20 protein-coding genes are annotated in these 24975 nt (G+C 71.2%); 8 read left to right on the top strand and 12 right to left on the bottom strand.

The genetic code is table 11. From position 1 onward, the window contains the following. Positions 1 to 47: 47 nt before the first annotated feature. Together WMF44_RS21745 and WMF44_RS21740 are read right to left on the bottom strand one after the other, a co-directional pair. On the bottom strand, positions 48 to 1454 hold the full coding sequence (locus WMF44_RS21745) for a glycosyl hydrolase family 18 protein (protein WP_437301017.1): 1407 nt from the start codon (positions 1452 to 1454) through the stop codon (positions 48 to 50). A gap of 493 nt (positions 1455 to 1947) precedes the next feature. Continuing rightward, positions 1948 to 3345 carry a sigma 54-interacting transcriptional regulator gene (locus WMF44_RS21740; RefSeq protein ID WP_437301016.1) on the bottom strand — a complete coding sequence of 466 codons (1398 nt, stop codon included), beginning with the start codon at positions 3343 to 3345 and terminating at the stop codon, positions 1948 to 1950. A gap of 422 nt (positions 3346 to 3767) precedes the next feature. On the opposite strand from WMF44_RS21740, the gene WMF44_RS21735 reads away from it, so the two are divergent. Further along, the gene (locus WMF44_RS21735; protein WP_437301015.1) at positions 3768 to 5384 is read left to right on the top strand and encodes a cellulose binding domain-containing protein; all 1617 of its coding nucleotides are present in this window, start codon (positions 3768 to 3770) and stop codon (positions 5382 to 5384) included. Between the two features lie 297 nt (positions 5385 to 5681). Then, on the top strand, positions 5682 to 6698 hold the full coding sequence (locus WMF44_RS21730) for a glycoside hydrolase family 11 protein (RefSeq protein ID WP_437301014.1): 1017 nt from the start codon (positions 5682 to 5684) through the stop codon (positions 6696 to 6698). An 87-nt stretch (positions 6699 to 6785) separates the two neighbouring features. Here WMF44_RS21730 and WMF44_RS21725 read toward each other — a convergent pair whose 3' ends face one another. After that, the gene (locus WMF44_RS21725; protein WP_437301013.1) at positions 6786 to 7586 is read right to left on the bottom strand and encodes a DeoR/GlpR family DNA-binding transcription regulator; all 801 of its coding nucleotides are present in this window, start codon (positions 7584 to 7586) and stop codon (positions 6786 to 6788) included. A gap of 190 nt (positions 7587 to 7776) precedes the next feature. On the opposite strand from WMF44_RS21725, the gene WMF44_RS21720 reads away from it, so the two are divergent. Continuing rightward, positions 7777 to 8994 (top strand): MFS transporter, encoded by a 1218-nt coding sequence (locus tag WMF44_RS21720; RefSeq protein WP_437301012.1) that lies wholly within the window; start codon positions 7777 to 7779, stop codon positions 8992 to 8994. A gap of 65 nt (positions 8995 to 9059) precedes the next feature. On the opposite strand, the gene WMF44_RS21715 is transcribed toward WMF44_RS21720, so the two are convergent. Further along, positions 9060 to 9689, bottom strand: coding sequence for a class I SAM-dependent methyltransferase (locus WMF44_RS21715; protein WP_437301011.1), 630 nt, complete (start codon positions 9687 to 9689; stop codon positions 9060 to 9062). Between the two features lie 138 nt (positions 9690 to 9827). Between WMF44_RS21715 and WMF44_RS21710 the strand changes: the two genes are divergently transcribed. Continuing rightward, entirely contained in the window at positions 9828 to 11093 is a 1266-nt protein-coding gene (locus WMF44_RS21710) for a sulfotransferase family protein (RefSeq protein WP_437301010.1), read from the top strand. Between the two features lie 30 nt (positions 11094 to 11123). Here the strand turns inward: WMF44_RS21710 and WMF44_RS21705 are convergent, their stop codons facing one another. The 3 genes from WMF44_RS21705 to WMF44_RS21695 all read right to left on the bottom strand — a co-directional run bounded on the left by WMF44_RS21705 (position 11124) and on the right by WMF44_RS21695 (position 14709). Next, the gene (locus WMF44_RS21705; RefSeq protein WP_437301009.1) at positions 11124 to 11957 is read right to left on the bottom strand and encodes an alpha/beta fold hydrolase; all 834 of its coding nucleotides are present in this window, start codon (positions 11955 to 11957) and stop codon (positions 11124 to 11126) included. A gap of 122 nt (positions 11958 to 12079) precedes the next feature. Continuing rightward, on the bottom strand, positions 12080 to 12232 hold the full coding sequence (locus WMF44_RS21700; RefSeq protein WP_437301008.1) for a hypothetical protein: 153 nt from the start codon (positions 12230 to 12232) through the stop codon (positions 12080 to 12082). Positions 12233 to 12387: 155 nt separating this feature from the next. After that, a complete protein-coding gene (locus tag WMF44_RS21695) occupies positions 12388 to 14709 on the bottom strand; it encodes a response regulator (protein ID WP_437301007.1) in 2322 nt (773 codons plus the stop codon). Between the two features lie 984 nt (positions 14710 to 15693). On the opposite strand from WMF44_RS21695, the gene WMF44_RS21690 reads away from it, so the two are divergent. Further along, complete coding sequence (locus WMF44_RS21690) at positions 15694 to 17163, top strand: serine/threonine-protein kinase (protein WP_437301006.1); 1470 nt, start codon at positions 15694 to 15696, stop codon at positions 17161 to 17163. 15 nt (positions 17164 to 17178) lie between these two features. Here the strand turns inward: WMF44_RS21690 and WMF44_RS21685 are convergent, their stop codons facing one another. Further along, positions 17179 to 17994, bottom strand: a complete 816-nt coding sequence (locus tag WMF44_RS21685) for a helix-turn-helix domain-containing protein (RefSeq protein ID WP_437301005.1) — start codon at positions 17992 to 17994, stop codon at positions 17179 to 17181. A gap of 192 nt (positions 17995 to 18186) precedes the next feature. Between WMF44_RS21685 and WMF44_RS21680 the strand changes: the two genes are divergently transcribed. Continuing rightward, positions 18187 to 18585 (top strand): hypothetical protein, encoded by a 399-nt coding sequence (locus WMF44_RS21680; RefSeq protein ID WP_437301004.1) that lies wholly within the window; start codon positions 18187 to 18189, stop codon positions 18583 to 18585. 6 nt (positions 18586 to 18591) lie between these two features. Here the strand turns inward: WMF44_RS21680 and WMF44_RS21675 are convergent, their stop codons facing one another. From WMF44_RS21675 to WMF44_RS21660, 4 genes are all read right to left on the bottom strand, one after another. Beyond that, complete coding sequence (locus WMF44_RS21675) at positions 18592 to 19299, bottom strand: DUF4336 domain-containing protein (RefSeq protein WP_437301003.1); 708 nt, start codon at positions 19297 to 19299, stop codon at positions 18592 to 18594. Positions 19300 to 19364: 65 nt separating this feature from the next. Next, complete coding sequence (gene gstA / locus WMF44_RS21670) at positions 19365 to 19970, bottom strand: glutathione transferase GstA (RefSeq protein WP_437301591.1); 606 nt, start codon at positions 19968 to 19970, stop codon at positions 19365 to 19367. 44 nt (positions 19971 to 20014) lie between these two features. Next, entirely contained in the window at positions 20015 to 20770 is a 756-nt protein-coding gene (locus tag WMF44_RS21665) for a Uma2 family endonuclease (RefSeq protein WP_437301002.1), read from the bottom strand. A 282-nt stretch (positions 20771 to 21052) separates the two neighbouring features. After that, positions 21053 to 22318 (bottom strand): formylglycine-generating enzyme family protein, encoded by a 1266-nt coding sequence (locus WMF44_RS21660; RefSeq protein ID WP_437301001.1) that lies wholly within the window; start codon positions 22316 to 22318, stop codon positions 21053 to 21055. 434 nt (positions 22319 to 22752) lie between these two features. Between WMF44_RS21660 and WMF44_RS21655 the strand changes: the two genes are divergently transcribed. Both WMF44_RS21655 and WMF44_RS21650 read left to right on the top strand, forming a co-directional pair. Further along, positions 22753 to 23898 carry an acyl-CoA dehydrogenase family protein gene (locus tag WMF44_RS21655; protein WP_437301000.1) on the top strand — a complete coding sequence of 382 codons (1146 nt, stop codon included), beginning with the start codon at positions 22753 to 22755 and terminating at the stop codon, positions 23896 to 23898. Positions 23899 to 24054: 156 nt separating this feature from the next. After that, the gene (locus tag WMF44_RS21650; RefSeq protein WP_437300999.1) at positions 24055 to 24921 is read left to right on the top strand and encodes a hypothetical protein; all 867 of its coding nucleotides are present in this window, start codon (positions 24055 to 24057) and stop codon (positions 24919 to 24921) included. Positions 24922 to 24975: the final 54 nt, after the last annotated feature.

The following is a 24975-nucleotide window of genomic DNA, read 5'->3' as shown; positions in this document are numbered from 1 at the left end:
TCCGCGATCGGCGGGCGGAGTCGCTGCGCGCTCCACCCGAGCCCGCTTCAGTCCGTGACGAGAGGTCCCACGCCGTTGGCGAACTCCCATCTCTTGCTCTCGTCCATGTGGATCTCCCAGTCGAACACGCCGCGGAGCTCCGGGTGGTTGCTCTCGACTTGATTCCACGTGGGGATCGCCTCGTCGATCGACATGTAGTATTGCCGGTCCGAGATCCCGAACCCCACGACGACGTGCGTCGAACCGAGCAGCGAGACCCACTCGTTCACGCTGTTCACGATGTAAGACTGCTCGGCGAGCTCGGGGCCATCGTAGTACTGCGGGGCCGCGTAGTCCAGGGCGCCGGCCTCCACCATCTGCTGGCAAAACGTCTTGTCGCGGCTGTTCCAGGGGGCCGGAGGCGCGGTGATGATGAAGCCGGGGATGCGCCGCTTCAGCTCCTGGCTGATCCAGATCATCTCGGAGGTGTCGGGGGCCTGATCGGCCTCGAAGGTGTTCCAGTCGAGGCCGTCGAACCCACCCAGGCGGTCGTAGATCCCGATCACGCTATTGACGAACGTCTCCGACTTCGCGCGCGTCGGGAAGCTCATCCCATTGTGGGCGCCGCCGACGGTGAGGATGATCCTGCGATCCTGGACCGTCCGTGCGTACTCGATGTCGGCGTTCAGGTGCGTCGCTGCTCCCTTGCCATCACCCGGCGGCTCCCAGTAGACGGCGCCCGTGGTGCCGGGCGATCCTCCGAAGGGTTTCGCGGCAAAGAGATAGATCACGTTGTAATTGCTGTTGATGTCCCGGATGCGGACGGGCGCTTCCGTCCAGTTGGGGTAGTAGCCAGCGACGACCTTTTCGGGGAGCCCAAAGCCCGCGCGGGGTCTGCCGTCGTCGCCGGGGCTGTCGCTGCAGCCGGAGTACGGCTCCCAGAAGTACGTGCTGACGGTCGGGATGAAGCCGGGATTGTCGAACTTGGCGATGTAGGCCGACCCCTCGTAATTCACGATGTCCCCCGCGGCATACGGGTGACCCTCTTGCCATTGCGGATAGCTGCACGAGCCCTCGGTGGGCTCGGAGCTGGAGCCCTCGGTGGGCTCGGAGCTGGAGCCCTCGGTGGGCTCGGAGCTGGAGCCCTCGGTGGGCTCGGAGCTGGAGCCCTCGGTGGGCTCGGGGCTGTCGCTGCAGCCGGAGTACGGCTCCCAGAAGTACGTGCTGACGGTCGGGATGAAGCCGGGATTGTCGAACTTGGCGATGTAGGCCGACCCCTCGTAATTCACGATGTCCCCCGCGGCATACGGCTGATCCTTCTGCCACTCCGGAAAGTCTGCGCACGCGGCGGATTCGTTCTGATCCACCTCGAGCTCCTCCGGCGAGCTGGAAGCAAGGCATCCGAGCCCGCTCGCGGTGAAGGCGACGAGGAGAAGTGAAAGCTTGGGAGAAATCTTGGAAAGATGGAGAGACATGGTGGCCTTTCTTCGACGAGAGATGAACGATCGCCGATGGTGGTCTCGCCGAACGCAGCATTGCCATGCTGCGATCCGGCGCCGCTGGGCCGTGACTCGCCGCTGGGCTCGACCTCGATCACCACCCGTTGATGGGGACATCGTGGTACCGAGCGCGGCCGGGTCGTCGTGGCCCGATGCAACTGCGCTGCTGCTGCTGCGCTGCTGCTTCAGGGAAGAGCAAGCGATGTACCAGTCGTGATCATGGCCCCGACGATGGGCGCGCGGCGTCGGGGCAGCCCGTCGCTGAGCTCTTCCTGGAGCCGACGCGCGGCGATCGAGCCCGGCAAGCGGGGGGCGCGCGTGGGCGATCGGGGAGATCGCACCGCGATCGCCTCGATCGCGAGCGTGGGAACTCCTGGATCGCCCCCGGCAATCCGGCGCTCTCGGGCCGCCTGGAGCTCACCCGCGGCCTGTCACGCGCCTGTCGTCCGGCGCGCCGGCGCCGCAGGTGTCAGGTGGAGCGCCGTGCGCGCAGGATCTGGAAGTACCGCCGCGCGATGCCCGACGCGGCCGCCGCGTTGCTGACGTTGCCCCCGTGCTGCGCGAGGACGCGCTGCACGTAGCGCCGCTCGAAGTGCTCGACGACTTGCTCCCGCGCGCGCGGGAGGGGCAGGTTCAGCGCGAGGATCTCCTCGACGATGTCGCCGGATGTCCCGGGCTCTGCGCCTCCGCGCGTGGAGGGCGGCGCCGGCGCGCCCGGGGAGGCCAGTCCGGCCCGGGTGATCTCGATCGGCGCGTCCTCGCCGAGCGCCACGCGCCGCGCCACGGCGTTGTAGAGCTCGCGCACGTTGCCCGGCCAGTCGTAGTCTTCCAGCCGCTCGCCGAACCCCTGCGGGAAGAGCGCGCCGCGGCCGGCGAGCTGCCGAAAGAAGTGGTGCGCGAGCACCGTGACGTCGCCCCGCCGCTTGCGCAGCGGCGGCAGCTCGATCCGGGCCACCGCGAGCCGGAAGAACAGATCGTCCCGGAACCGACCCGCCTGGATCTCCCGCTCGAGATCGCGCCGCGTCGCCGCGAGCACCCGGATGTCCACGCGGATCCAGCGGTTCGAGCCGACGCGCTGCACCTCCGATCGCTGGATCGCGCGCAGCAGCTTGGCCTGCAGGCTGAGGTCGAGATCGCCGATCTCGTCGAGCAGCAGCGTGCCGCCGTGCGCCTCCTCGAAGACGCCGCGGCGCGCCTCGTTCGCGCCGGTGAAGGCGCCGCGCTCGTGCCCGAAGAGCGCCGACTCCACGAGCGTCGGCGGCACCGCGGTGCAGTCGAAGACAACGAACGGCCCAGCCGCCCGCGGCCCCTGCTCGTGGAGCGCCTCCGCGAGCACTTCTTTGCCGGTCCCCGTCTCGCCCTCGATGACGACGGGGACGCTCGAGGCCGCGAGGCGCTCGCACAGCGGATAGAGCCGCCGCATCTCCTCGCTGGCGCCGAGGAGCCTGCCGAACTGCACGGCGGGCGACAGCTCGGCCGCCTGCGTGACGCCGAGCGCCTCGACGCGGAGCACGGTCTCGCCGATCCGGACGAGCTCGCTGCCCTGGAGGTACGCGTCGCCGACGCGGATCCCCTGGACGAAGGTGCCGTTCGTCGATCCGAGGTCGGTGACGCGGAGCCGGGCGCCGGCGAGCTCGAAGGCGGCGTGGCGGCGCGAGACGAGCCGGTCGGTGAGGGGGATGTCGCAGGCGGGGCTCGTGCCGGCGAGCACGCGCGAGGGCAGCCCCGGCGCCACCGTGAACCGGCGGCCCTCGTCCGGGCCCGCCATGACGGAGAGGGCGAAGCTCGCGGCCGCGGCCGCGGCGGGGCGCACCGGCCCGGGCAGGAGTTCGGTGGAGGCGGCGTCGTCGTCGCTCAGCGGAGGCATGCTGCCATCTCAGCAGGCCTCCGCGCCGACGTCACGTGAGGCAGATCGCACCCAATGGATCGCCGGGATCGCTCTCGTACGCACTCCCGGTAATGATCCGTTGACCTGTCGCTTCGAAGCCCGATTCGGCGCTGCTCCGCGCTGGCACGCGCCGTGCTTGAAATACGGTCGTCGCGCCCAGACCGGGCGACGGCGGATCGGCCCGACAACGACAGCGGGCGCCGCTCGACACGAGGCTCGGAGTCGACCGCGGCCCGGAGATGTCGCGCGACGCGGGCGTGAAAGGAGCACGATTGACGATCATGAACTCGAACTATCTACATGCTGTCGAGCAGATGAGATGGACTGGCCGGCGCACACGTGTGACGCTCCTCGAAAGGATGGCCGAGCTCTTGCGGGCTCGTGCCCTCCGCCTTGCGTGCTTGAGCATCTTCGTCGCGCTCTCGACCTGCGGTCACTCGAGCGGTAGCTCCGCCGGAACGACCGACTTTACCGTTCAGTACAGCAACTATGACGCCGCCGCGCCGAACGACACCATCGTCGAGGCCGGGATAAAAATTCGCAACAACACCGCTGCCTCGATACCGCTGAGCAGCATCGTCGTGCGCTACTGGTTCACGAAGAACGGCGCGACGACGGTGACCCCGGCGTGCTGGTGGTGGAGCGCGGGCTGCGGCCGAATCACGCTGACGACCGGGACAGTGGCCTATACGGGCGCCGATCGCTACGTGCAGATCGGCTTCACCAGCGCCGCCGGAAGCCTGGCTCCGGGGGCGACGACCCAGCCGATCGACCTCGGGATCGAGTTCGACACGGACGTCGTCGAGACCGACGATTACTCGTATGGAAACCAGACGGCCTTCTCCAGCTTCAGCCGTATCACCGTGCACGACGCCGGCTCCGCGCCCACGGGCGGCCTGCGCAGCGGTACGCCGCCGAGCGGCGCTGTGTCGCCGCCTCCGGCGCCGATCTCCTTGACGGCGACGGCGTCGAGCGCAAGCGCGATCTCCCTGAGCTGGGCGGCGAGCAGCGGTGCGACGAGCTATGACGTCTACCGATCGACCACGTCGGGTTTCACGCCTGGCACGGGAAGCCGCATCGCCAGCGGCGTGACCTCGACCAGCTACAACAGCACCGGCCTGGCCGCGTCGACCACCTACTATTACAAGGTCACGGCCCTGAACGCGGGCGGTGCGTCTGCCGCCTCCAATCAGGCGAGCGCGACGACCCGGGCCGGCAGCGCGGTCACGGCCGAGTTCTTCGACGATTTCAGCTACAGCGGGACCAGCGACGCCAACTTCACGAGCTGGTGGTCGGTGCGGAGCTGGTCGGGGGCGCCAGGGGTGAGCGGCGCGTCGTGGCTGGAATCCAACGTTTCGCTGGTCGCTGACCCGCAGAGCTCCACGAACAAGCTGATGCGCCTCAAGGCGAGCACGAGCGGCACCGGGCCGACCACCTCGCAGGCCGAGGTGATCACCCACGCGCAAAAGTTCCGCTTCGGCACCTACGCTGCCAGGGTCAAGTTCAGCGACACCCCGCTGTCCGGCACGCGTTTCTACGCCGACAAGCCCGTCGAGACCTTCTTCACCTTGACCGAATGGGCTGTCGGCGACCCGGACTACTCGGAGCAGGATTTCGAGTACATGCCCAACGGCGGCTGGGGCCAGGGCGACACGAACACGATGTGGCTGACCTCGTGGGAGACGTCGGACGTGAACGTCTCGAGCTCGGTCTCCGCGAACTTCAACGGATTTCACACCCTCGTTCTCCAGGTTACCAGCACGTCCATCAGCTATTACATCGATGGGGTGCATCGCGCGACGCACGGTTCCATGTACGTTCCGGAGGTGGATCAGTTCATCTTCTTCAACCTCTGGTACGATGAGCTCGATGCCGCAAAGGGCAGCTCGCGGACATACCACGAGGACGTCGACTGGGTCTATTTCGCCGAGGACGCGACCCTGTCGTCGGCCGAGGTCGACGCGAAGATTGCTAACTTCCGCTCTTCGTCGATCTCCCGTCGAGACACGGTGCCTTAGACCGGAGATCACCTTCCTCGGATGCAGGCCCGCCTCGGCGTTCTCGGTGCTCGGCGTACACGAGCCTCAGGACCCTGGTTGTCTCACCTGGATGGCCGAACGGGTTCTGCAGATCGCGGGAGGGCCTGTCGAGCTGGCGCTCGACGCCGCGCCGGTGAGCTTGTCGAGCAGCGCATGGAACGGGATGTTTGCGCGGGTCTGGAAACTTCTGCCCGATGCGGCGAGCCGACGTCGAGCTCTCCTTCCAGCGGTTCGCCTCCCTTGATCACCCCGTGCAACCCCTGGCATGCTCCAACCATGAAGGTTCTCGCTCCGTCCCGTTGGTCGTTGGGTACCCTCGCCGCTTGCCTCGCTGCCGCGGCTTTCACGGGCTGTTCCGGCTCGGGGGAAGGGAAGGACGACGGCGGGAGCGGCGGATCGATCGCGGGATCCACCGGCGCGAGCGGAGGCGGTGGTCAACCGGGCGCCGGGGGCGCGGACGCTACCTCCGCTACCGGAGGCGTCACGGGGAGCGGCGGCGCGAGCAGCAGCAGCAGCGGGCTCCCTGGTGCGGGCGGAGCGACGGGTGGAGGTGGCTCCCCCGGCGACGGCGGCGGGTCCACCGGCGAAGGCGGGTCCACGGGCAGCGGCGCGACCACCTGCCCGCCGGCGACCCCCCTGACCGGAGGCAGGGAGTATTGCTCGAACAGCAAAGGCAATGCGGGCAATGGTTACGGTTATGAGCTCTGGGCGGAGGGAAGCGGGACGGGCTGCATGACCGTGCACGGCGTCGACGCCGCGTTCAGCGCGGAATGGAGCAACGTCGAGGATTTCCTTGCGCGCGTCGGGCTCGACTTCAACCAGACCCGGAAACACGCCCAGATCGGCACCTTCTCGGCGGAATTCGCGCATACCAAGACGGAGGAGGACGGCGGCTTGACGTACATCGGTATCTACGGCTGGACGGTCAACCCGCTGCGCGAGTTCTACATCCTCGACGACTGGGGGAGCATGAAGCCGGCAGGGTTTTCTTCCGACGGGACGCCACGCGACGAGGTCGGCACGCTCACCGCCGATGGCGAGACCTACGACGTGTGGAAGAAGACCCGCGTGAACAAGCCGGCCATCACGGGGGATAGCGAGACGTTCGATCAGTATTTCAGCATCCGGCGGACGGCTCGCACGTGCGGCACCATCTCCGTTTCCGAACACTTCACCAAGTGGGAAGCGCTCGGCCTTCCCCTGGGGAACCTGCACGAGGTCAAGCTGCTGGTCGAGTCCCAGAACAACAGCGGGACGATCAAGTTCACGACGGCGAAGGTCGTCGTGAAGTGAGCGGAGGCGTCCAGACACCTCGAGCTCGGCATGGCCAGCGCGAGCCTTCGCCTCCTGGAGTCATGGCAGGCTCTCTGACCCGCTGGTTCAGGCCGGCTCCGCCTCGAGGTCCTGCGTGACGGTGACGCCCGCGGCCCGGTAGGGCGCGAGCGCCTCCTGCGACACGCCGCGCTCGGTGAACAGCCATGTGAGCTCGCTCAGCGGCGCGACAACGTACGGCGACACGGTGCCCAGCTTGTCCGCGGTCACCAGCGCGACGACCTCGGCCGAGGCCTCCACCATCGCCCGCTTCACGTACGACTCGTCCAGGTCCAGCGTGGTGACGCCGAACGTGGGATCGAGCGTGCACACCCCCAGGTAGCAGAGGTCCGCCCGGATCTGGCGCACCCCCGCGATGGTCACCCCGTCGGCGGCGGCCAGCGGGTCCTTGCGCACGCGCCCGCCCAGCAGGACCAGCTCCACCCGCGGGTGCTCCGAGAGCGCGATGGCGACAGGAGGGCTGTTGGTCACGACCGTCGCCTCGAGATCGCGCGGGAGGTGGCGCGCCACGGCCACGTTGGTCGTCCCGCTGTCGATGAACACGACCTGACCCCGCTTGATCAAGGTCGCCGCGGCCCGCGCGAGCTCCTCCTTGGCCTTCGGCCGCTCCCGCTCGCGCGCAGGGAAGCTCGGGTTCACCCGCGAGACAGGCAGGCCGCCGCCGTGAACCCGCTGCAAGAGCCCCTCGTTCGCCATCTCGCGCAGATCACGCCGGATCGTGTCCTCCGAGACCCCGAAGGCACGGCTCAGCTCTGCCGCCACCACCTTCCCGTCACGTTCCAGCACCGCGAGAATATGCTGGCGCCGCTCTGCCACCATCAGGCCGGACGTGTCTGCGTTGTTTTGCACGATTATTCCTGTTTGTGCACGAAGTTGCTTGCTCCGGTCCCGTCCGGCCCCATGATCTTTCCCTGATGTTCACGAAAATGCACGAACCTTCCGGGGAGCCTCCAACTTTCAACGCCGTCCTCCGGACGGCCTTCCCCGGGCCGCGGCTGTGCGCCAGCGGCTCGCCTGGTCCAGCGCGGGGGGTGCCGTGATGGGCGTCCCCCTCTCGCCCGTCGATGACGTCGCGCGCGCTCGGCGCGCCGTCTCGGTCATGTTCGTGGCGAACGGCATCGCCTTCGCGTCCTGGGCCGCGCGTGTCCCTGCGGTCCGCGAGCGGATCGGGCTGCGCGACGGCCTGCTCGGCCTCGCCCTCCTCGGCCTCGCCTGCGGCGCGATGCTCGCCTTCCGCGCCGCCGGGCCGCTCGTCGCCCGCTTCGGGAGCCGCCGCATCACCCGGGTCTCGGCCCTGCTCCTGTGCGCGGCGCTGCCCCTGCCCGCGCTCGCCCCTTCCTTCGCCGCGCTCGTCGCGGCCCTCCTGCTGCTCGGCGTGTGCAACGGCCTCATGGACGTCGCGATGAACGCGCAGGCCGTCGAGGTCGAGCGGCGCTCCGGCCGGCCCATCCTCGCCTCGGTGCACGGCATGTTCAGCCTCGGCGGGCTGATCGGGGCGGCCCTTGGCGCGCTCGCGGCCGACAGGGCGCTGTCGCCCGCGGCGCACCTCGCCGCCGTCGCCGCCGTGCTCGCCGCGGCCGTCGCGCGCGAGGGCGGGGCGCTCTCGGCCGACGCGCGCCCCGAGCCCGCGGCCGAGGCCGGCCCCGGGACCGCACGCTCGACAGGGCTCCTCCTGCTCGGCCTCGTCGCGTTCTGCTCGTCCGTGGGTGAAGGCGCGATGGCCAACTGGTCGGCCGTCTACCTCCGCGACGAGCTCCACACCACCGCGGCCTTCGCGGCCACCGGCTACGCCGCGTTCTCGCTGGCGATGCTCCTCGGGCGGTTCTCCGGGGACGGGCTGACGCAGCGGTTCGGCGCCGATCGGGTCGTGCGCGCGGCAGGGGTCGTCGTCGCGGGCGGGCTCGGCGCGGCGCTGCTCGCCAACGCCCCCGTCGCCATGCTGCTGGGGTTCGGGTGCGTGGGTGCCGGCCTGTCCGTCGTGGTGCCGCTGGTCTTCCGCGCCGGGGCGAGCGCCCCCGGCGTCGCGCCCGGCAAGGCGCTGGCGACGCTCGCCACCCTGTCGTACGGCGGCTTTCTCGTCGGCCCTCCGGCCATCGGCCTTGTCTCCGATCACCTCACGTTGCGCGGCGGCCTCGCCCTCGTCGTGGCGCTGGCCCTCGTGATCGTCGCGGTTGGCCCGGCGGTCATCCGCGGGCCCGTGTCCCGCGCCCCCGCCGCCCGCACGCCCGCGCGCCCGCAGGTGATCAGGGCGCACTGACCGCGGGCGCCCGCGCGTCTCCGCCCGCTCGGGGCGATGGAGCGCAAGCTGCTCGCGCCGAGGGCTCAGCGCTTGCGCCACACCGTCGCCAGCCAGGGCTGCTGCTCGCGCGGCCGGCCCGCCGGTCGATAGTAGTGCTCGATCTCCTCGAACCCGGCGGCTGTCACGTGCTCCCGCCACCGCTCGAGCGACCAGTAGCAGCCGTACCTGTCACCCGACCACCCCTCCCGATCGTCGCCGCGCGGGTTCGAGCAGAAGAGGACGCCGCGCGGGCGGAGCGCGGCGTGGAGCTCGCGGAGCACGCGCGGCAGCTCCTTGCTCGGGACGTGGAACAGCGACGCGTTGGCGAATATCCCGTCGAAGCGCCCGGCCTCGAGGTCGAGGCGCAGGAAGTCCTGGTGGAGCACCTCGCAGCCCGCGTGTCGCTGCGCCATCTCGACGAACCGCGCGGACCCGTCGAGGCCGACCGGGGTGTGCCCCGCGGCCCGGAACGCCGCGAGATCGCGCCCGGGGCCACAGCCGAGATCGAGGATCGTGAACGGGCCCGCCCCCTCCAGGGCCGCGAGCAGCGCGGCGCGGTTCTGCGAGACGTCGTGATCGCGCGTGCCCTCCCAGAACGACAGGGCGTGATCGTCGTAGTGAGCCAGGGTCCTCTCGGTGAGCGCGGAGTGCCGGGGGTCGCTGTCGTCGTGCATGGCGGCAGTGTGGGCCGGGAGCGCCCCGCGGAAAAGGACGGCGAGGCGCTCGTGGCGCGGCCGCCGCCCGGCCCGCGCGCGCCCCGCCCGTTCGGCGCTATCCCTCCGTGCGGCGCGCGCCTACCCTGAGGCTGGCGCATGCACGGACCCACCCGATCGACCCCTCATCCGTACCGCGTGTCGCTGCCGTTCCGCGCGCTCAACGCGGTCGGGGCGCGGATGGGGCGCTCTGCCCTGCGCGCGCTCGCCCCCCTGGACGTCGACGTCCTGTCCGAGCGCGCCCGGCGGCGCACGGGCCTGACCGATCCCGGCGAGGGCTGGTTCTGGGAGGGGCTGCGGGTCCTCTCCGCCTCGCTCGAGGACGAGGCCGATCTCGCCCTGCTCGGGAGGCTCGGCTTCGGCGACGAGATCGAGCGGCAGATCGCGAATCGCCTGCTGCTGCGCGAGGACGTGCGGCGCGAGCCGCGGATCGCCGAGCAGCGCACGCCGCGCCCGATCTTCATCGTCGGCTATCCGCGGACCGGCACGACGCTGCTGCACAACCTGATGATCCTGCACCCGGACGCGCACGCGCCGCGCCTCTGGCGGCTCCAGGCGCCGTCGCCGCCGGTCCGCCCCGAGGACGAGGCCGGCGATCCCCGGCGCGCGGCGGCGAGGCGCCGCGTCCGCTTCGCGCACGCCGTCTGTCCGATCTTTGCCACCATCCACGAGCTCTCCGCGGACGGCCCGGAAGAATGCGTGTTCCTGATGCAGAACACCCTTCTCCCCTGTGTCCGCGCCGAGACGCCGTCGTACCGGAGGTGGGCGCTCGCGCAGGACCTCGTCCCGGACTACCAGCATCACCGCCGCCAGCTGCAGGTCTTGCAATGGGGGCGCCCCGAGGGGCGCTGGGTGCTCAAGTCTCCCTTCCACCTGCCGTCGATCGCCGCGCTCCTGCAGGTGTATCCGGACGCGTGCGTCGTGATGACGCACCGCGATCCGCTCCGGGTCGTCCCGTCGTTCTGCAGCCTCGTCGCGGCCGCGCGCGCGATGCACCAGCGGCGGGTCGAGCCGCGCGCGGTCGGCCCGGGGGCCCTCGAGCTGCTCGGCGCCATGATGGACCGCTTCCTCGAGGCCCGCGCGCGGCTCGATCCGGCGCGGTTCATCGACGCGAGCTACGAGGAGCTGACCGCGGATCCCGCCGGGCTGGTGCGGCGCATCCACGAGCGCTTCGGCCTCGGGTTCGACGGCGCCGTCGCCGCGCGGATCGAGGGGTGGATGCGCGAGCACCCGCAGCACCGCTGCGGGGTCCATCGCTACGCCCTCGACGAGTTCGGGCTCACCGAGCGGGAGGTGCTGGACCGGTTCGGGGGTTACCTGGAGCGGTTCGGCGCGCTCGCCGCGGGGAAGCGGGGGCGGAGCTGAGCCAGAGAGCGGGAGCGCCGTAGTCCGGGCTCAGGCGGCGTCGAGCCAGGCCTCGAGCTCGGCGGCGAACGCCGCCGGCGCGTCGAGCATCAGCCAGTGGCTGGTCTCCGGCAGCACGACCGCCGTGAGCGCGGGCCTCAGCGCGTGCAGGCTTTGCGGCCATGCGTTCGAGGGGGCGAGGATGGCGTGGGCGCGGGCGCCCGGGGCGGCGAGGTAGCGGTCCAGCGCGTTCACCGCCTGGAACTCCAGCAAATGCCGGGACATGCCGAGCATCCGGTCGTGCGGCGTGGCGGCGACGCGCGCCAGCACCGTCTCCCGGGTCGCGGGCGTGCTGCCCGCGAGCGCCTCGCTGAAGGTGGCCACGGCGGTGTCACGCCAGCCGTCCGCCGCGAGGGCGGCGAGGTAGGGCGGGAAGTGCTGCGCCTGGACCTCCGCCGGGATCTGCGTGAAATCCCGGGGCGGGTCTGCGAGCAGGAGGCGCGCGACCCGCTCCGGGTGGTCGGCCGCGGCGGCGAGCGCCACGAGCGCGCCGTAGCTGTGGCCGACGAGCGCCACGCGGGGGAGCGCCAGGGCGTCGAGGACCGCGAGCACGTCGGCCGCGCACGCGGAGGGAGCGTAGTCCGCGTCGGGCGGGGGCTCCGACGCGCCGTGCCCCCGGAGGTCGATGGCCACCGCGCGCCGCCGGCCGGCGACGTGCGCGAGCGGCGCCTCCCAGAAGCCGGCGTGGCCGACCATCCCGTGCACGAGCACGACCGGCGGCGCCTCGCGCGAGGAACCGGCGCCTGCGTCGGGGCGGGGGACGGCGGCCGGATGATCGACGATGTGGAGCGCGCCCGCAGGGCCCGCGATGGTCAGGGAAGGCATGGGCGTCTGCTACCTCGGTGTGTATTGCCGCGTGAAGGAGCCGTATTGCGCTGCGAGGACGGAGCGTAGGCGAGGTGCCTGTTCGAAGCAAAGGGGCTCGCCCAGGAGCGCGTCGCCGTGGGCTACACGCAGGTCGATGTCCTCGGAGCCGAGGAGAGCCGGTCGCCGAGCCGATACGGCTCCTTCAGGAGCACGTGTTCGAGGTGAACGACATGCCTGTTGACGATCGGGCTCCCGCAGAGCGCCCCACAGAGCGTCTTCTCGCTCTTTTCCACGAGACCCTGAGTTGGCCCGCCGTCCGCTCCCGGCACCAGGGGGAGGGCTCGAGTTCGTCCCAGGTCCCACGCGACGGACACCCTCTCCGGGGGCCGGACGGCCTGGCGGCGCCCCATCCACCCGGACGCGAGCGTGCCTGTACGGCCGCGAGCCGCTACGCCTCCGCGCGGTGCAGCTTCTGGACGAACGCCGCGAGCCCCGGCGGCGACGACGTGAAGTGGATGCGCACGACGTCCTCGGCGCGCGCGTCGAGCTCGATCACCTTCGCGTGCAGCTCGCCGCCGAGCTGCTCGGCGAGCGGGCCGGACGGGTGGATCTGGAGGTTCGTGAAGGGCGCGGGCCGGGGATGGATCCGCAGCACGGCGCCGAAGGGCGAGAGCCCGAGGATGAAGGCGGACTGCGGCTCGCCCTCGACCCGCTTGCCCGCGAGGCGCGCGCACACGACCGGCAGCGGCGTCGAGAGCGAGAGGATCTCGACCCGCCGCTCGGGCAGGTAGAGCCGCTCGGGGTTGTCGAGGCCCAGGACCTCGTGGACCAGCACACGGTTCGAGAACCCCTTGACGGCCAGCGCGTGGCTCTGGCCGAGCAGGAGCCCCGCGCCGGCGGCGCGGCGCGTGGTGTCCGCGATCAGGATCTGGCGGCCCACCGTGCACGACTCGATGCGGGACGTCAGGTTCACCTGCGCGCCGACGACGCCGTATTTCGTGCGCGCCTCGGAGCCGATGTTGCCGACGACGACGGGGCCGGTGTTGAGCGCGATGCCCATCTGCAGCGTCGGCAGGCCCTCGGCGCTGTTCTTCTCGTTCACCGCGTCCATCGCGATCTGCATCTCCAGCGCGCAGGCGACCGCGCGGCGGGTGTCGTCGCCCGCCGGGAACGGGGCGCCGAAGAGCGCGAGGATCGCGTCGCCGATGAACTCGATGATCGTGCCGCCGCGCGCGACGATGATGCGCGCCATCTCGCCGAGGTAGCCGTTCAGGAGCCGCATGACGACGTCGGGCGGCATGCTCTCGGTCATCGTCGTGAAGCTGCGGAGGTCCGTCATCATGATGGTCACCTCGCGCTCCTCGCCGCCGAGGAGCTGGGCCTCGGGCGAGGAGAGCAGGCGGTTCACCACGTCGTCGCTCAGGTAGCGGCCGAACGTCTTGCGGATGAACTCGCTCTTGACCGACAGCTCCGCCGCGAGCTGCGAGAGCTGCTCGCGCGAGCGCTTCAGCGTGAGCTGCGTGTCGAGCCGCCCGAGCAGGATGTCGAAGTCGATCGGCTTCGTCACATGGTCGTTGGCGCCGAGCTTGAGCGACTCGACGACGTCCTCGCTCGCGCCGCGCGTCGTCACCATGATCACGGGGAGCTCGGCCTGCGACCGGCTCTGCCGCAGCGCGGAGAGCACGCCGAGGCCGCTGATGCCGGGCATGTTCACGTCGAGCAGCACGGCGTCGAAGCGCTCGCGCGCGGCGAGCCCGAGCGCGCGTGGTCCGTCCTCGGCGGAAGCGGTGCGGTAGCCGTTGTTCTGCAGCACCCGGCAGAGGACGTCGCGGTTGCCTCGGCTGTCGTCGACCACGAGGATGGTGCCGCGCCCGCTGCCCTCGATCTCGGCGTGGATCGCGGGCTCCTCGTGCGGGGAGGGGATGCTGACCTTCACGCTCGAGGGCGCGTCCTCGTCGCCGTTCTCCATCGCCTGCACGATGGTGAGCAGCTTGCGCGACGCGAGCTCGATGTTGCGGATGTCCTCGATGTGCTGCGGCGCGACCTTGCCCTGCAGCGACGCCACGAGCAGGCGCGTGTAGCCGAGGATCTGGTTGATGGGCGTGTACGGGTCGTGGCCCCCGCCGTGCGGCTCGTGGAGCCGCTGCGGCTCGCGCCCCGCGGTCGGCCGGGCCGGCGGCGCGGGCTGATGCGCGGCGGGCAGCCCGCCGGTCGCCGTGCGCCTGGCCGGCGACGACGCCGGCGCGTGGCCACGGCCGGCGTCGTCGTGGCGCGAGCCCTCCGGGACGCGCGAGCTCGGCGGCTCGGGCGGCTGGGTCGCGGGCGCCGCGGGGGAGCCCTCGGGCGGGTCCCACCGGTCGAACGGATCCTGCAAGGTGTAGCCGCTGCGCGCCGCGGCCGCGGGCGCAGCCGCCGGCCGCTCTCGCCAGCCGCGCGCCTCCTGCGACGCATAGGCGCCGTGCGGAGAGAGCGGGACGCTCGGCCGATCTCTCCGCACGCGCGCGTCGGCCGGGAAGTGGCTGCCGCGCGCCGGGGGCGGCGCGTGCTGCTGAGGAGGCGGGAGGGTGCTGCCCCCGCGGTTCGATGCGGGCGCCGGCGGCAGGGCGCTGCCGTTGCCGGCGCTGTTGCGCGTCGGAGGCGGCGCTGACGGCAGGGCGGTGCTGCTAGCGCTGGCGCGCGACGGGATCGTCTCCGGCGGAGTCCCTCGCGACGGCACGGGGCTGACCGTTGCCTTTTTGTGCGCGTCCTTGTCGGAGGGGGATCGGCTCATGGTTCCGGCGATTCTACGCCTGCGCGCGTAGACGCAACCATGGATGACACCCGCGCTTCATTTTTTATCGCACCCCTACGCCTCGGCTTCAGCCTCGGCGCGGGTGGATTTCCTCCGCCGGCGTACGCGCGAGCCGCGGGTGTCCAGGCCGTCCTCGGGCGGGTGAACTCTTTCAGTGAGCCGGCATCCAGAAGACGAGAGGCTTCAATCCCTCTCTTTAAAAGACAACCCGCCTGTCGCGGCGCGTGATCCGAGGAAGCGCGAGCGCACCGCGCGGGTGGAGCTCTGGACAGGCCTGCCCTCCGATGTCGGACGATGCCGGCACCCCAATGGGTCTCGCCCCGTCCTCGTGACTCCCGCGCTGGATGAGGACACGAGCGCCGTCGTCCTTGCCGCCCGGAAGGTGGTTGTGAAGGCAAAATGAAAGACTTTTTTCGAAGTCAAGAGGTGATGAGCCCTCGCGCGCCCCGGTGGGGCTCATCTGGCGTCGCGAGGTGAGCCCATGGATGAAGCCGCCGCGGATCGCGCGCCATGGCCGTACGACAGGCACGCTTGTTCCCGGGCTCCCCACCTGATCTTCAGGTGGCCTACCTTCAACTCCGTTGTTCAGCGTCACCGCTCGCGACGACGGGTGCTTTCGGCCGGCCGGACGGCCCTGGCGCTCGGCATGCGCTCATGCGCCGACACCGGCGCACGGTGGATGTCCGTCCACGTGGCCGTGCCTCACAGGAGTGCTCCGTGGCCCCTGCGCTCCTGGGGGATGTAAGTGACGGGTTGGCTTCAATGTGCGCGGGTGCGCGACACGCGCGCAGAGGTGACTGACGCAACCGGCGCGACCGACGTGGCGGAGAGCACTTTGTTTCTCTTGCAGAGGTATTGAAGGCGTCGTAGTGATCTATTTACGCCATTCGGGCGAGTCTTCGGCTGGAGCTGACGGAACCACCGGCTCGGGCCTGTGCGAGTGCGAGAAGGAGTAGCAGAGGTATGCCCCTGCACACCGGACAGATGGTGACGCCTTCGCTGAGGCTCGTGCGCATCCTCCGGCGCGGCGGGATGGGGAGCATCTGGGTTGCCGATCGGCTTCCGCTGAAGGCCCAGGTCGCCGTGAAGTTCATGTCGCCCGAGTACGTGGATGACCCGGGCTACGTCGAGCGGTTCCGGCGAGAGGCGGTCGCTGCGGCGCAGATCACGAGCCCGCACGTCGCGCAGGTCCTCGATCACGGCTTGACGGCGGAGGGCATGCCGTACATCGCGATGGAGCTCCTCCGCGGCGACGACCTGAGGACCCGTATCAGCCGCCAGGGCCGGCTGCCGCTCGGCGAGGTGGCGCGTATCGTGGCGCAGACGGCCAAGGCGCTCGGGCAGGCGCACCGCCTCGGCATCGTCCACCGCGATATCAAGCCGGACAACCTGTTCCTCACCCAGGTGGATGGGGAGACCTTCGTCAAGGTGCTTGACTTCGGTATCGCCAAGCGGGTCCGGGACCTGCGGGTCACCTCGACGGGGAACGTGGTCGGGACGCCGCTGTACATGAGCCCGGAGCAGCTCGTCAGCCCGAGGGATCTCGATTTCCGTGCGGATCTCTGGTCGCTCGGCGTCGTCGCCTACCACGCGATGACGGGGCGGACCCCGTTCTCCGGAGAGACGCTCGCGGCGCTCACGCTCGCCGTGCACAGGGGGCGGTTCACGCCCGCCAGCGCGCACCGGATCGACGTGCCGGCCGCCGTCGACGAGTGGATGGCGAGGGCCCTGCAGCAGGATCCGAGCGCGCGCTTCGGGTCGGCGAAGGAGATGGCAGAGGCGCTGGAGCGTGCGCTTTCGTCGCGCAAGTGGGGCACCGAGACGCCGGCTCCGGCGGCCGGGGACGCGGCTGCGGAGAGCGTGGTCGAGGCGCCGCCCGTGAGCTCGCAGGACGGCGTGGTCACCCGGCGCAACCCTGTCATGACGTCCCCGTCGATACCGGTCGTGGAGGCGGATCTCTGCGAGGACGACGGCGGCGATGGCACGACGGCGGTCCTTGGCGCGGCGTCGGGCCGAAAGAAGCGCAAGAGGCCCTCCGCGCGGCTCGCGGCGGTCGCCGCGATCGGCGCCGTGCTGGCCGGCGCCTGCCTGTTCTTCGGCGTCCGGTTCGCCGCGCCCGCTGCCGACAGCGCCGCGCTCGCCGCCGTCGCCCCCCGCGCGGGGCTGGCGAGCTCGACCGAGTCGACGCTCCTCGCCAGCGTCGTGGAGGCACCCCGGCCGCTGCTCGCGCCGGAGCTCCAGGAGCCCGTCCAGGCCGCTGCGGCGCAGCCCGAGAGCGCGCCCACCAGCGAGGCCTCGCGGTCGACGACGAAGAAGAAGCCCTCCGCGCGCCCCACGCGATCCCCCGGGCGGACCAAGACCGTCCCGTCCACCGGGCGGCACACCCGGCGCATCAAGCCTTTTCCCCGCAACGACATCGCGATGCACCGGTAGCGCTCCCGGCGCTGCTCATCGCGATGCACGGGCAGGCGCCGTCGCGCGCAGCGCCTCCGCGGTCGCCTGGTCGGCGGGGAAGAACGACTCGACCGCGAGCTCGGACAGGGTGACGTCGATCGGCGTGCCGAAGACCATCGTCGTGCTGAGGAAGCTCAGGATACCGCCCTCCGTCCTGAGCCTGAGCGGCACCGCGACGGCGACCGGGGCGGGCTCGCGGGCGGGCTCAGGGCGCCCCGATCCTTCCTGCGATGGATAGCGGATGAGCTCCTCGTAGAGCGTCACGAGGGCGGGATCGGAGCTCACGTCGATCTGACGGCGCAGGCGGGCGAGGAGGTGCGCGCGCCACTCGGGTGAGTTCTCGATGCGCGGCGCGAGGCCGCCTGGGTGCAGGCTCAGGCGCAGCACGTTGATCGGGGGCTGGAGGAGGGCGGCGTCGGCGCCAGCCAGCAATGGGCCGATCGCGCCGTTCGCGGCGACGAGGGTCCAGTGCCGATCGATGGCGACCGCCGGATAGGGCTCGTGGCCGGCGAGCACCAGATCGACCGCCCTGCGCGCCGCCGCGAGCGCCGGATCGCCGAGGCTGCGCTCCGGATAGAGCGGCGCGTACCCCGCCGCCACGAGGAGCTGGTTGCGATCGCGCAACGGCACATCGAGGCGCTCGGCCAGATGGATCACCATCTCGCGGCTCGGCTGCGCGCGGCCGGTCTCGAGGAAGCTCAGGTGGCGTGTCGAGATGTCGGCCTCGCAGGCGAGGTCGAGCTGGCTCATTCGACGGCGCTGACGCCACGCGCGCAGGAGACCCCCGATCGGCGGGTGTGAGCTCGTCATCGCGCGTCGACCCTAGCACGCCGGAAAATGACGCCCATTACCTGGGAGGTAATCGATCCCATGCCGAGGGCGCCCCAAGGTGAGCGGCGTCAGGGGCGCTGCGGACACCCGGCGCGCCACGCGCGTCCGATGTCGAGCGGTCCCGCCCACCGAGGGGCGATGAGCCCCCGACCGCAACGAAAGGAGCCCACCATGTCGTTCGTGATCTCTCCTCGCTTCCTGCGCCGCGCCCTCCTCGCCGACGCGGTCATCAGCGGCGCTACCGGCCTCCTCATGCTCGCGGCCGCGGCGCCCCTCGCCGGCCCGACCGGCCTCCCCGAGGCGCTGTTCCGATGGGCCGGCGCGAGCCTGCTCCCGTTCGCGGCGCTCGTCGCGTGGCTCGGCACGCGCGAGCGTCCGGCGCGGGGGGCCGTCGTCGCCGTGGTCGTCGCGAACGCGCTCTGGGTCGTCGACAGCGCGCTCCTCCTCGCGCTCGGCTGGTTCGAGCCGACGGCGCTCGGCCATGCGTTCGTCGCGGCGCAGGCGCTCGCCGTCGCGCTCTTCGCGGAGGCGCAGGTCATCGGGCTGCGCCGCGCGCAGGCGGCCGCCTGAGAGCCCTCATCTCGCCGGCAGGAGCCGGCCAGCCCCCGCGCCGATCCACGCGAGCGCGCGGCGCGTCCGGTCCTTCGCCTCGCCTTCGATGACGTCGCCGTGGGCGACGACGACGCGCTCGAACTCCCACGCGAGGACGTCGGCGACGCTGCGCGCCGCCGCGGCGCGGTCCCTCATGAGCACGCGCCACACGTGGTCCTGGGCGGTCTTCCTCCACACGCCGCCCACCCAGAGGAAGACCTTCATGGCGAAGCTGCGGGCCTCATGCACGTTGAACAGGAGATCCGTCACGATGAGCGTCCGCGACCGCGCGTGCAGGAACACGTGCTCCGCGATGTACGGCACGCCCTCGACGAGCCGTACGCCGAGATCGTCGCCGATCTCCGGCGCCACGCCGGATCGGGGTAGCGGGGTGAAGCGGAGGCCGGACAGCTTCTTCTCGAGCCCGGGCGCCCCGAGCACGCTCGCGCGCGGCCAGCGCTCGGTCGCGGCCCTCAAGAAGACGTGGTGGAGGCAGCTCGGGGCGACGAGGGCGCGCACCTCGCCGAGCGCGTCGATCTCCCGGGCGGTGTGGTCATCGAACGCCAGCGGCGCGTGGATGACGATCCCGCCGTCGGCCCGCCTCACGACGGTCGCGCGCGCCGGCAGATCTCCGAACGGCAGCCGGAAGTCCCTCTCGTACGCCCACACCTCCTCGGCGATCGCCCGCAGCATGCCGTCATGCAAAGCCGCGCGTGATCGTGGTGTCAAGGCGTGTACCCCAGGGACTCGAAGGAGGCCTATCGCCTCCGCTCGGCCTCGACGGCGGCCTGCACCGCAGGGCGGGCGCCCACGCGCTCCCTGTAGCGGCCGAGGACGGGCCATCCGCCGAGATCGACGCCCGCGAACCTCGTCCACGTCGTCACGGTATAGAGGTACGCGTCCGCCACCGTGAACCGCTCGCCGAGGAGGTACGTCGTGCGCTCGAGGTGGTGCGCCACGTGGGCGAAGCGCCGGCCGAGCAGCGTCCTCGCCGCGTTCTTCTGCTCGTCCGGCGCCCGCGGCTTGAAGAGCGGCGAGAACTGCTTGTGCAGCTCGGTGCTGATGAAGCTCAGCCACTCCTGCAGCCGGTAGCGGTCCAGGGTGCCGGCCGGGGGCGCGAGCCCGGACTCGGGCCTCCGATCGGCGATGTACTGGACGATCACCGGCCCCTCGGTGAGCACCTCGCCGCCCTCGATCTCGAGCGCGGGCACGTAGCCCTTGGGGTTGATCAAGGTGAAGTCGGCGCCCGACCGGGTCTTCTTCGTGCCGAGGTGGACCTGCTCGAGCTCGAACTGGAGGCCGGCCTCGCGCAGCGCGATGTGCGGAGAGAGCGAGCAGGCGCCAGGGCTGAAATAGAGCTTCATCATGCGCTTCACAGGAGGAGCGAGAGGAGCGCGGGCGCCGATCGCTACTTCAGCGTGTCGGGATCGACGCCGAGCTCCCGGAGCCTCGCTGCCAGCCGCATCGCCTGCTGCTCGGCGGACTCGGCGCGCTGCTCGGCGGACTCGGCGCGCTGCTCGGCGGACTCGGCGCGCTGCTCGGCGGACTCGGCCCGTTTCGCGAGCTCCTTGCCAGCAGGCACGAGCTCTCCCTCGGGGGTGAAGAAGCGGAGCTGTCCCTCCTCGACGCCAAGGAAGAGCTCGAGCTGAGCGCTCCAGAGGCGTCCGGAAGCATCGGGGGAGAGCGGCTCGTACTGCCCGTCGACGAGGTGGAAGCCCGAGAGCTCGAGCGTCTCCGGATGGAACCAGAAGTAGTCCGGCGTCCGGAAGACGTCCTGGTAAATCTGCTTCTTGAGGCCGCGATCGGCGCCCTCGGTGCTCTCCGAGAGCACCTCCACGATCACGTTCGGGTACCGGCCGTCTTCTTCCCAGACGACCCAGCTCTTGCGCGGCCTCCGCTCGGTGCCGAGCACGACGAAGAAATCCGGGCCCCGGAAGTGCTCGGTCTTGAGCTGCCTGGGGCTGAAGTAGATGGTCAGGTTCCCCGCGGCGAAGAAGTCGGACCGATCCTTCCAGAAGAGCTCCAGGCTCTCGAGCAGCAGGATCATCTGGACGAGGTGCTGGTAGGTCTCCATCGGCGGCTCGTTGCTGTACAGATCGCCCGGCGGAGCGACGACGCTCGGGTCGACGATCTCCGCCGGCATCGCGAAGGCGAGGGACGTCATGTCGGAAGCCTGCCGGAGGATCCACCTCGCAGCAAGGTCCGCGGCGCACCTCGCCGTGTCCGCGTAGCCGCTCGACAGCTTGCGGATCCCGGCAGGTGATCGTTTCGAAATCCACCCTTCTGTGGCGTCCCCGCCACAGGGTGCCTCGTGTTCGTCCTGCTCGGCCAGCGCAGCGTCCGTCGCTGCCGCACGCCGGCGCGTGATGGCACCGCGCACCGCGCGCTCGAGCTCAGCTCGCTCGCGTCCGGTCGCACGATGGCCGCCCTCGGCGACGGCTCGGCGCTACGGCGTGCGCGCGCAGCGCACGCCGACGCCGTAGTCGCCGCGATAGTTCGCCGGATCGTAGGAGACCGCCGAGCGATTCGACGACAGGAGGTAAGGCATCAACCCCGTGTGAAAGCCGCCGCCCGGCAGCACCCGGTTCGTGGCGCCGGTGAGGTTCGCGCAGTCCTCGCAGGGGCTCACGTAGTTCGCGTAGACGTCGAGGTTCCACTCCCACACGCTGCCCGAGAGATCCCACTGTCCATAGCGCCCGACGCCGAGCGGCGTGCTCCCGACGTCCGGCACATTCACGACGCCCGTACAACCGCCTCGCCTGCCGCTCGGATAGTAGCAATCGTAGATCGCGTACTGGTTGCCAGAGCCGGGATCCATCGAGCCCCAGGGGTACATGCGCTGCTCGTCTCCACCGGCGGTCGCGTATTTCCATTCGGCTTCGGTCGGCAGAAAGCCGCCGTCCCAGATGCAGAAGGCGTGGGCCTCGTACCAGTTCATGAACGTGAGCGGCAGCATCTCGTTGTCGCCGGCGTTCGCCGTCCAGGTGCCGTACACGGTGGGGGTCAGGTTCTTGGTCCACGTGGCTGCCGCGCCCGGGCCCGTCGGAATGTACCTGTCCCAGCTCGAGTTCCACCCGGACTCGAAGCTTCCGCGCTTCGCGCTGTCGGCCACGCCCTGGCCATCGTTCAAATGCGTGTGTTTGCCGCTGCCCGCCGCGGGCGGGGAGCCGCCGGCGACCAGGTAATCGACGTACTGCCGGAAGCGGCCCACGGTCATCTCGTATTTGTCCAGGCGAAACGAGCTCACCGTCGCGGGATCCCTCGTGTTGGTCGCTCCGCTGCCGTTGTTGCTGTACGTTCGATAGAACGTGCCGCCCGTGACCAGCAGGCTCGTGCAGCAGCTCTCGTTGCCGTCCGGGCCGCACGTCGAGAGCCCAGGTCCGCCGGGCGCGCAGCTCGGCGGCTCGTCGACGTTCGCGCTGCCGCCGGAGCCACCGCTCCCACCGCTCCCGGCCGAGGCCGAGCCGCTGCCCTGACCGCTCGTGCTGTTGCCGCCGCTGGATGTGCCCGCGCCTCCGCCGCTGCTGCTCGTGGCGCCGCCGCCGCTCGTGGCGCCGCCGCCGCTCGTGGCGCCGCCGCCGCCCGCGTCACCGGCGCTCGAGGCATCGGTGTCGTCGCTGCCGCACGCCGCAGCGCCAAGCGCGAGGGCGAGCGCGGCGCACCACGCACCGTGCCGTTGCCGCCCGCGTTCATGGAGCGCGGCGGCTCCCACGTAGGAAGCCAGTGCGCGCGTTGCGCGGCGAGCCGCCGCGTCGCATCGGAGCTGCATTGTCTGTTGCCTGCGGAGCATACGTGGAAAGTACTCCACTCGAGCTATCATGTATCCACAGAAATCGGAGACAGCTACGCTCAGGAAGTGTTGTTGTAAATTTGCTGTCTTATGCGTTGACTTCAACCATTTGCCGACACATCGATCGAAGATCTGCGCGCCGCCATTGGCTCGTGTTCATCGCTCGAAGCGTGCAGCTGGGACCATTTTATCGCGTGGGTGCACAAGGCTCGTCGCCGAGCTTCGGGTATACTGGAGCGACCGGAACCATGGTTCGGGGCTGCAGCCTCCAGCATATGGAGGCGCGCGGCGCCGCCGGCGCCCCGCTGGGTCGGGGCGCTGGGTCGCGTCGCCGCCGCGGCCTACACTCCCTTCGCATGTCCCCCGGATCGCCCACGCCGCCCGCCACCGCCGGCTCCACCGCGCTGATCGAGCGCGCCCGCCGGCTCGCGGCGCTCGTGCTCGCCCCTTCGGCCAACGCCACGGATCAGGCCGCGGCGGTTCCCCGAGAGCACATCCGCGCGCTCGCGGACGCAGGTCTCCTCGGGATCGCGACGCCCGCATGCTACGGCGGCCACGGCGCCCCGCCGCAGGTCGCGCGCGAGGTCCTGGAGATCCTCGCGGGCGCCTGCGGTGTGACGGCGTTCGTCCACATGCAGCACGCCGCCGCGTGCCCGCTCATCGCGCGCGGCGACAACGAGGCGCTCAAGGAGCGCGTCCTGCCTCGTTTCGCCTCGGGAGAGCGCTTTTGCACCGTGGGCTTCTCGCACGTCCGCCGCCCGGGCCCGCCGATGGTCAGGGTCGAGCCCGACGGCGGCCGGTTTCGCTTCGAGGGCGCCGTGCCCTGGTTGACCGGCCATGGGATCGCCGACGATGCGGTCATCGCCGGCGCGCTCCCCGACGGCCGCCTGGTGTACGTCCTGACGTCGCTGGAGGCGGGGGATTCCATCGAGGTATCGCCGACGCTCCGCCTGAGCGCGATGAACGCCTCGGCCACGGTGTCGCTGACGCTGCGCGATCTGCGCGTCGGGCCCGAGCAGGTGATCGCCATCCTGACGCGCGAGCAGCAGGCCGCCCGCGACGTGGCGGGCCTGCTCACGCCCTCGGTGCTCTCCCTGGGCGCGGCCGGCGCCGCCGCGGCCCTGCTCGCGGACCTGGCGGAGCGCCGCGGCAGCGCGCGCCTGGCGGGCGCCGCGCGGGCGTTCGAGGACGAGAGGCAGGCCGCCCGCGCCGAGGTCGATGCATGGGCGGACCGGCCGGAGGCGGAGGGCCATGCAGAGCACGCGGTCCGCGTTCGGGCCTGGTGCATCGATCTGGGCGTCAGGGCCGCGCACGCGGCGGTCGCCGCGACCGGCGGCAGCGCCAACCTCCTCGACCACGCCGCGCAGCGCCTCTTCCGCGAGGCGATGCTCTATTCGCTCACGGCCCAGACGCGCGACCTGCAGATCGCGACGGTGGAGCGGCTGCTCGAACGGGCGACCCGGCCCCAGGTCGGGGTAACGCCCGCGTCGACGGTGCGATGACGGTCGGCGAGGTGGGGATGCGGCGTCACCGAGGGCCTCCTCAAAAACGTTGCAGTCTCTCCCGAGGCGCTCCATGGCTGAGTCTGGATGGCGGGTCAGAGCAGGAGCGCGCCCCCGCCGCCCTCGCCGGGCGTCCTCGGCGCCCCTGGAGGCCGCATGAACCGCCCGACGCCCCCCGTTCCCTGGTCCCCGCCCCTCTGGCTGACGCCCGACAGGATCGTGCTCGCCGCGGTCGTCGCACTCGCGGCGGCGGCGGCGCTGCCCGCGGTCCAGGGGATCCCGACAGCGCGCCACAAGATCGAGGTCCAGCCGGGGGCCGTCGCGGTGGTGGCCCTCTCGACGGCGTTGCTCAGCTTGATCCTGGTCCGCTTCGCGCTGCGCGCGACGACCGCCCGAGTCGCGTCGCTGCGGTGCGTCTGGGGCGGCGCGCTCGCTGGTGCGCTCAACGCCGGCCTGTCGCTCGCGGGCATGGGCGTCATCAGGCACGGAGATATGGGCAGCGCCCTCTGGGAGTTCGTTGGGGGCTCCCTGTTCGGCAGCATCTTCGGGGGGCCGCTCGGCTTCGTCTTCGGGGCCTCGTACGCCGTCGTCGTCGTGAGCGCCGTGCGCGCGCGGCTGGATCCTTCGCACGACGGCCCCGATCGGGTGCTCACGACCGTGGGCGTGTGGCTCTTCCTCGGGGGAGCGTGCGCGGAGCTCGCCCGACAGGGGGTACCCGTGGCGGTGTCGCCGTCGCGCCTTGCCGTCCTCGGGCTTGGGCTGGCCGCGCTCGGCGCGGCGCGGCGGTACGCCCGACGGGCATGGCTGGCGCGCGTGGCCGCAGGCGTCGAGCCCGCGTGGCAGCTCGACGTGCTCCGCGGTGAAGAGCAGGGGGCGGGGCTCCTGCCGCTCATCCGGCCCGGTGGGCGGCTCCAGGACGGCGTGCTGCTGTACAGGGCGCCTGGGCACGATCGGTACCGCAGCGTCGCGCCGAGCACGCCGGCTGCGCTCACCACCCTTCCAGAGGCTCGCTCAGCAGGCTGAGGGCGACCCGACCCAGGTTGGCGACCGGACCCAAGGTCAGGGCGACCTGGAGGC

It is taken from the genome of Sorangium sp. So ce426, assembly GCF_051475585.1.
Lineage (GTDB): Bacteria > Myxococcota_A > Polyangia > Polyangiales > Polyangiaceae > Sorangium > Sorangium cellulosum_B.
This window is presented reverse-complemented; position numbering and strand designations above follow the sequence as displayed.

Bases quoted from the DNA above. Each gene is read 5' to 3' on its own strand.
- WMF44_RS21695 (WP_437301007.1), bottom strand. From the start codon at position 14,709: ATGAGCCGATCCCCCTCCGACAAGGACGCGCACAAAAAGGCAACGGTC.
- WMF44_RS21715 (WP_437301011.1), bottom strand. From the start codon at position 9,689: ATGCACGACGACAGCGACCCCCGGCACTCCGCGCTCACCGAGAGGACC.
- WMF44_RS21745 (WP_437301017.1), bottom strand. From the start codon at position 1,454: ATGTCTCTCCATCTTTCCAAGATTTCTCCCAAGCTTTCACTTCTCCTC.
- gstA (WP_437301591.1), bottom strand. From the start codon at position 19,970: ATGAAGCTCTATTTCAGCCCTGGCGCCTGCTCGCTCTCTCCGCACATC.
- WMF44_RS21730 (WP_437301014.1), top strand. From the start codon at position 5,682: ATGAAGGTTCTCGCTCCGTCCCGTTGGTCGTTGGGTACCCTCGCCGCT.
- WMF44_RS21720 (WP_437301012.1), top strand. From the start codon at position 7,777: ATGGGCGTCCCCCTCTCGCCCGTCGATGACGTCGCGCGCGCTCGGCGC.
- WMF44_RS21740 (WP_437301016.1), bottom strand. From the start codon at position 3,345: ATGCCTCCGCTGAGCGACGACGACGCCGCCTCCACCGAACTCCTGCCC.
- WMF44_RS21710 (WP_437301010.1), top strand. From the start codon at position 9,828: ATGCACGGACCCACCCGATCGACCCCTCATCCGTACCGCGTGTCGCTG.
- WMF44_RS21685 (WP_437301005.1), bottom strand. From the start codon at position 17,994: ATGACGAGCTCACACCCGCCGATCGGGGGTCTCCTGCGCGCGTGGCGT.
- WMF44_RS21655 (WP_437301000.1), top strand. From the start codon at position 22,753: ATGTCCCCCGGATCGCCCACGCCGCCCGCCACCGCCGGCTCCACCGCG.
- WMF44_RS21705 (WP_437301009.1), bottom strand. From the start codon at position 11,957: ATGCCTTCCCTGACCATCGCGGGCCCTGCGGGCGCGCTCCACATCGTC.
- WMF44_RS21650 (WP_437300999.1), top strand. From the start codon at position 24,055: ATGAACCGCCCGACGCCCCCCGTTCCCTGGTCCCCGCCCCTCTGGCTG.
- WMF44_RS21680 (WP_437301004.1), top strand. From the start codon at position 18,187: ATGTCGTTCGTGATCTCTCCTCGCTTCCTGCGCCGCGCCCTCCTCGCC.
- WMF44_RS21675 (WP_437301003.1), bottom strand. From the start codon at position 19,299: ATGCTGCGGGCGATCGCCGAGGAGGTGTGGGCGTACGAGAGGGACTTC.
- WMF44_RS21665 (WP_437301002.1), bottom strand. From the start codon at position 20,770: ATGACGTCCCTCGCCTTCGCGATGCCGGCGGAGATCGTCGACCCGAGC.
- WMF44_RS21690 (WP_437301006.1), top strand. From the start codon at position 15,694: ATGCCCCTGCACACCGGACAGATGGTGACGCCTTCGCTGAGGCTCGTG.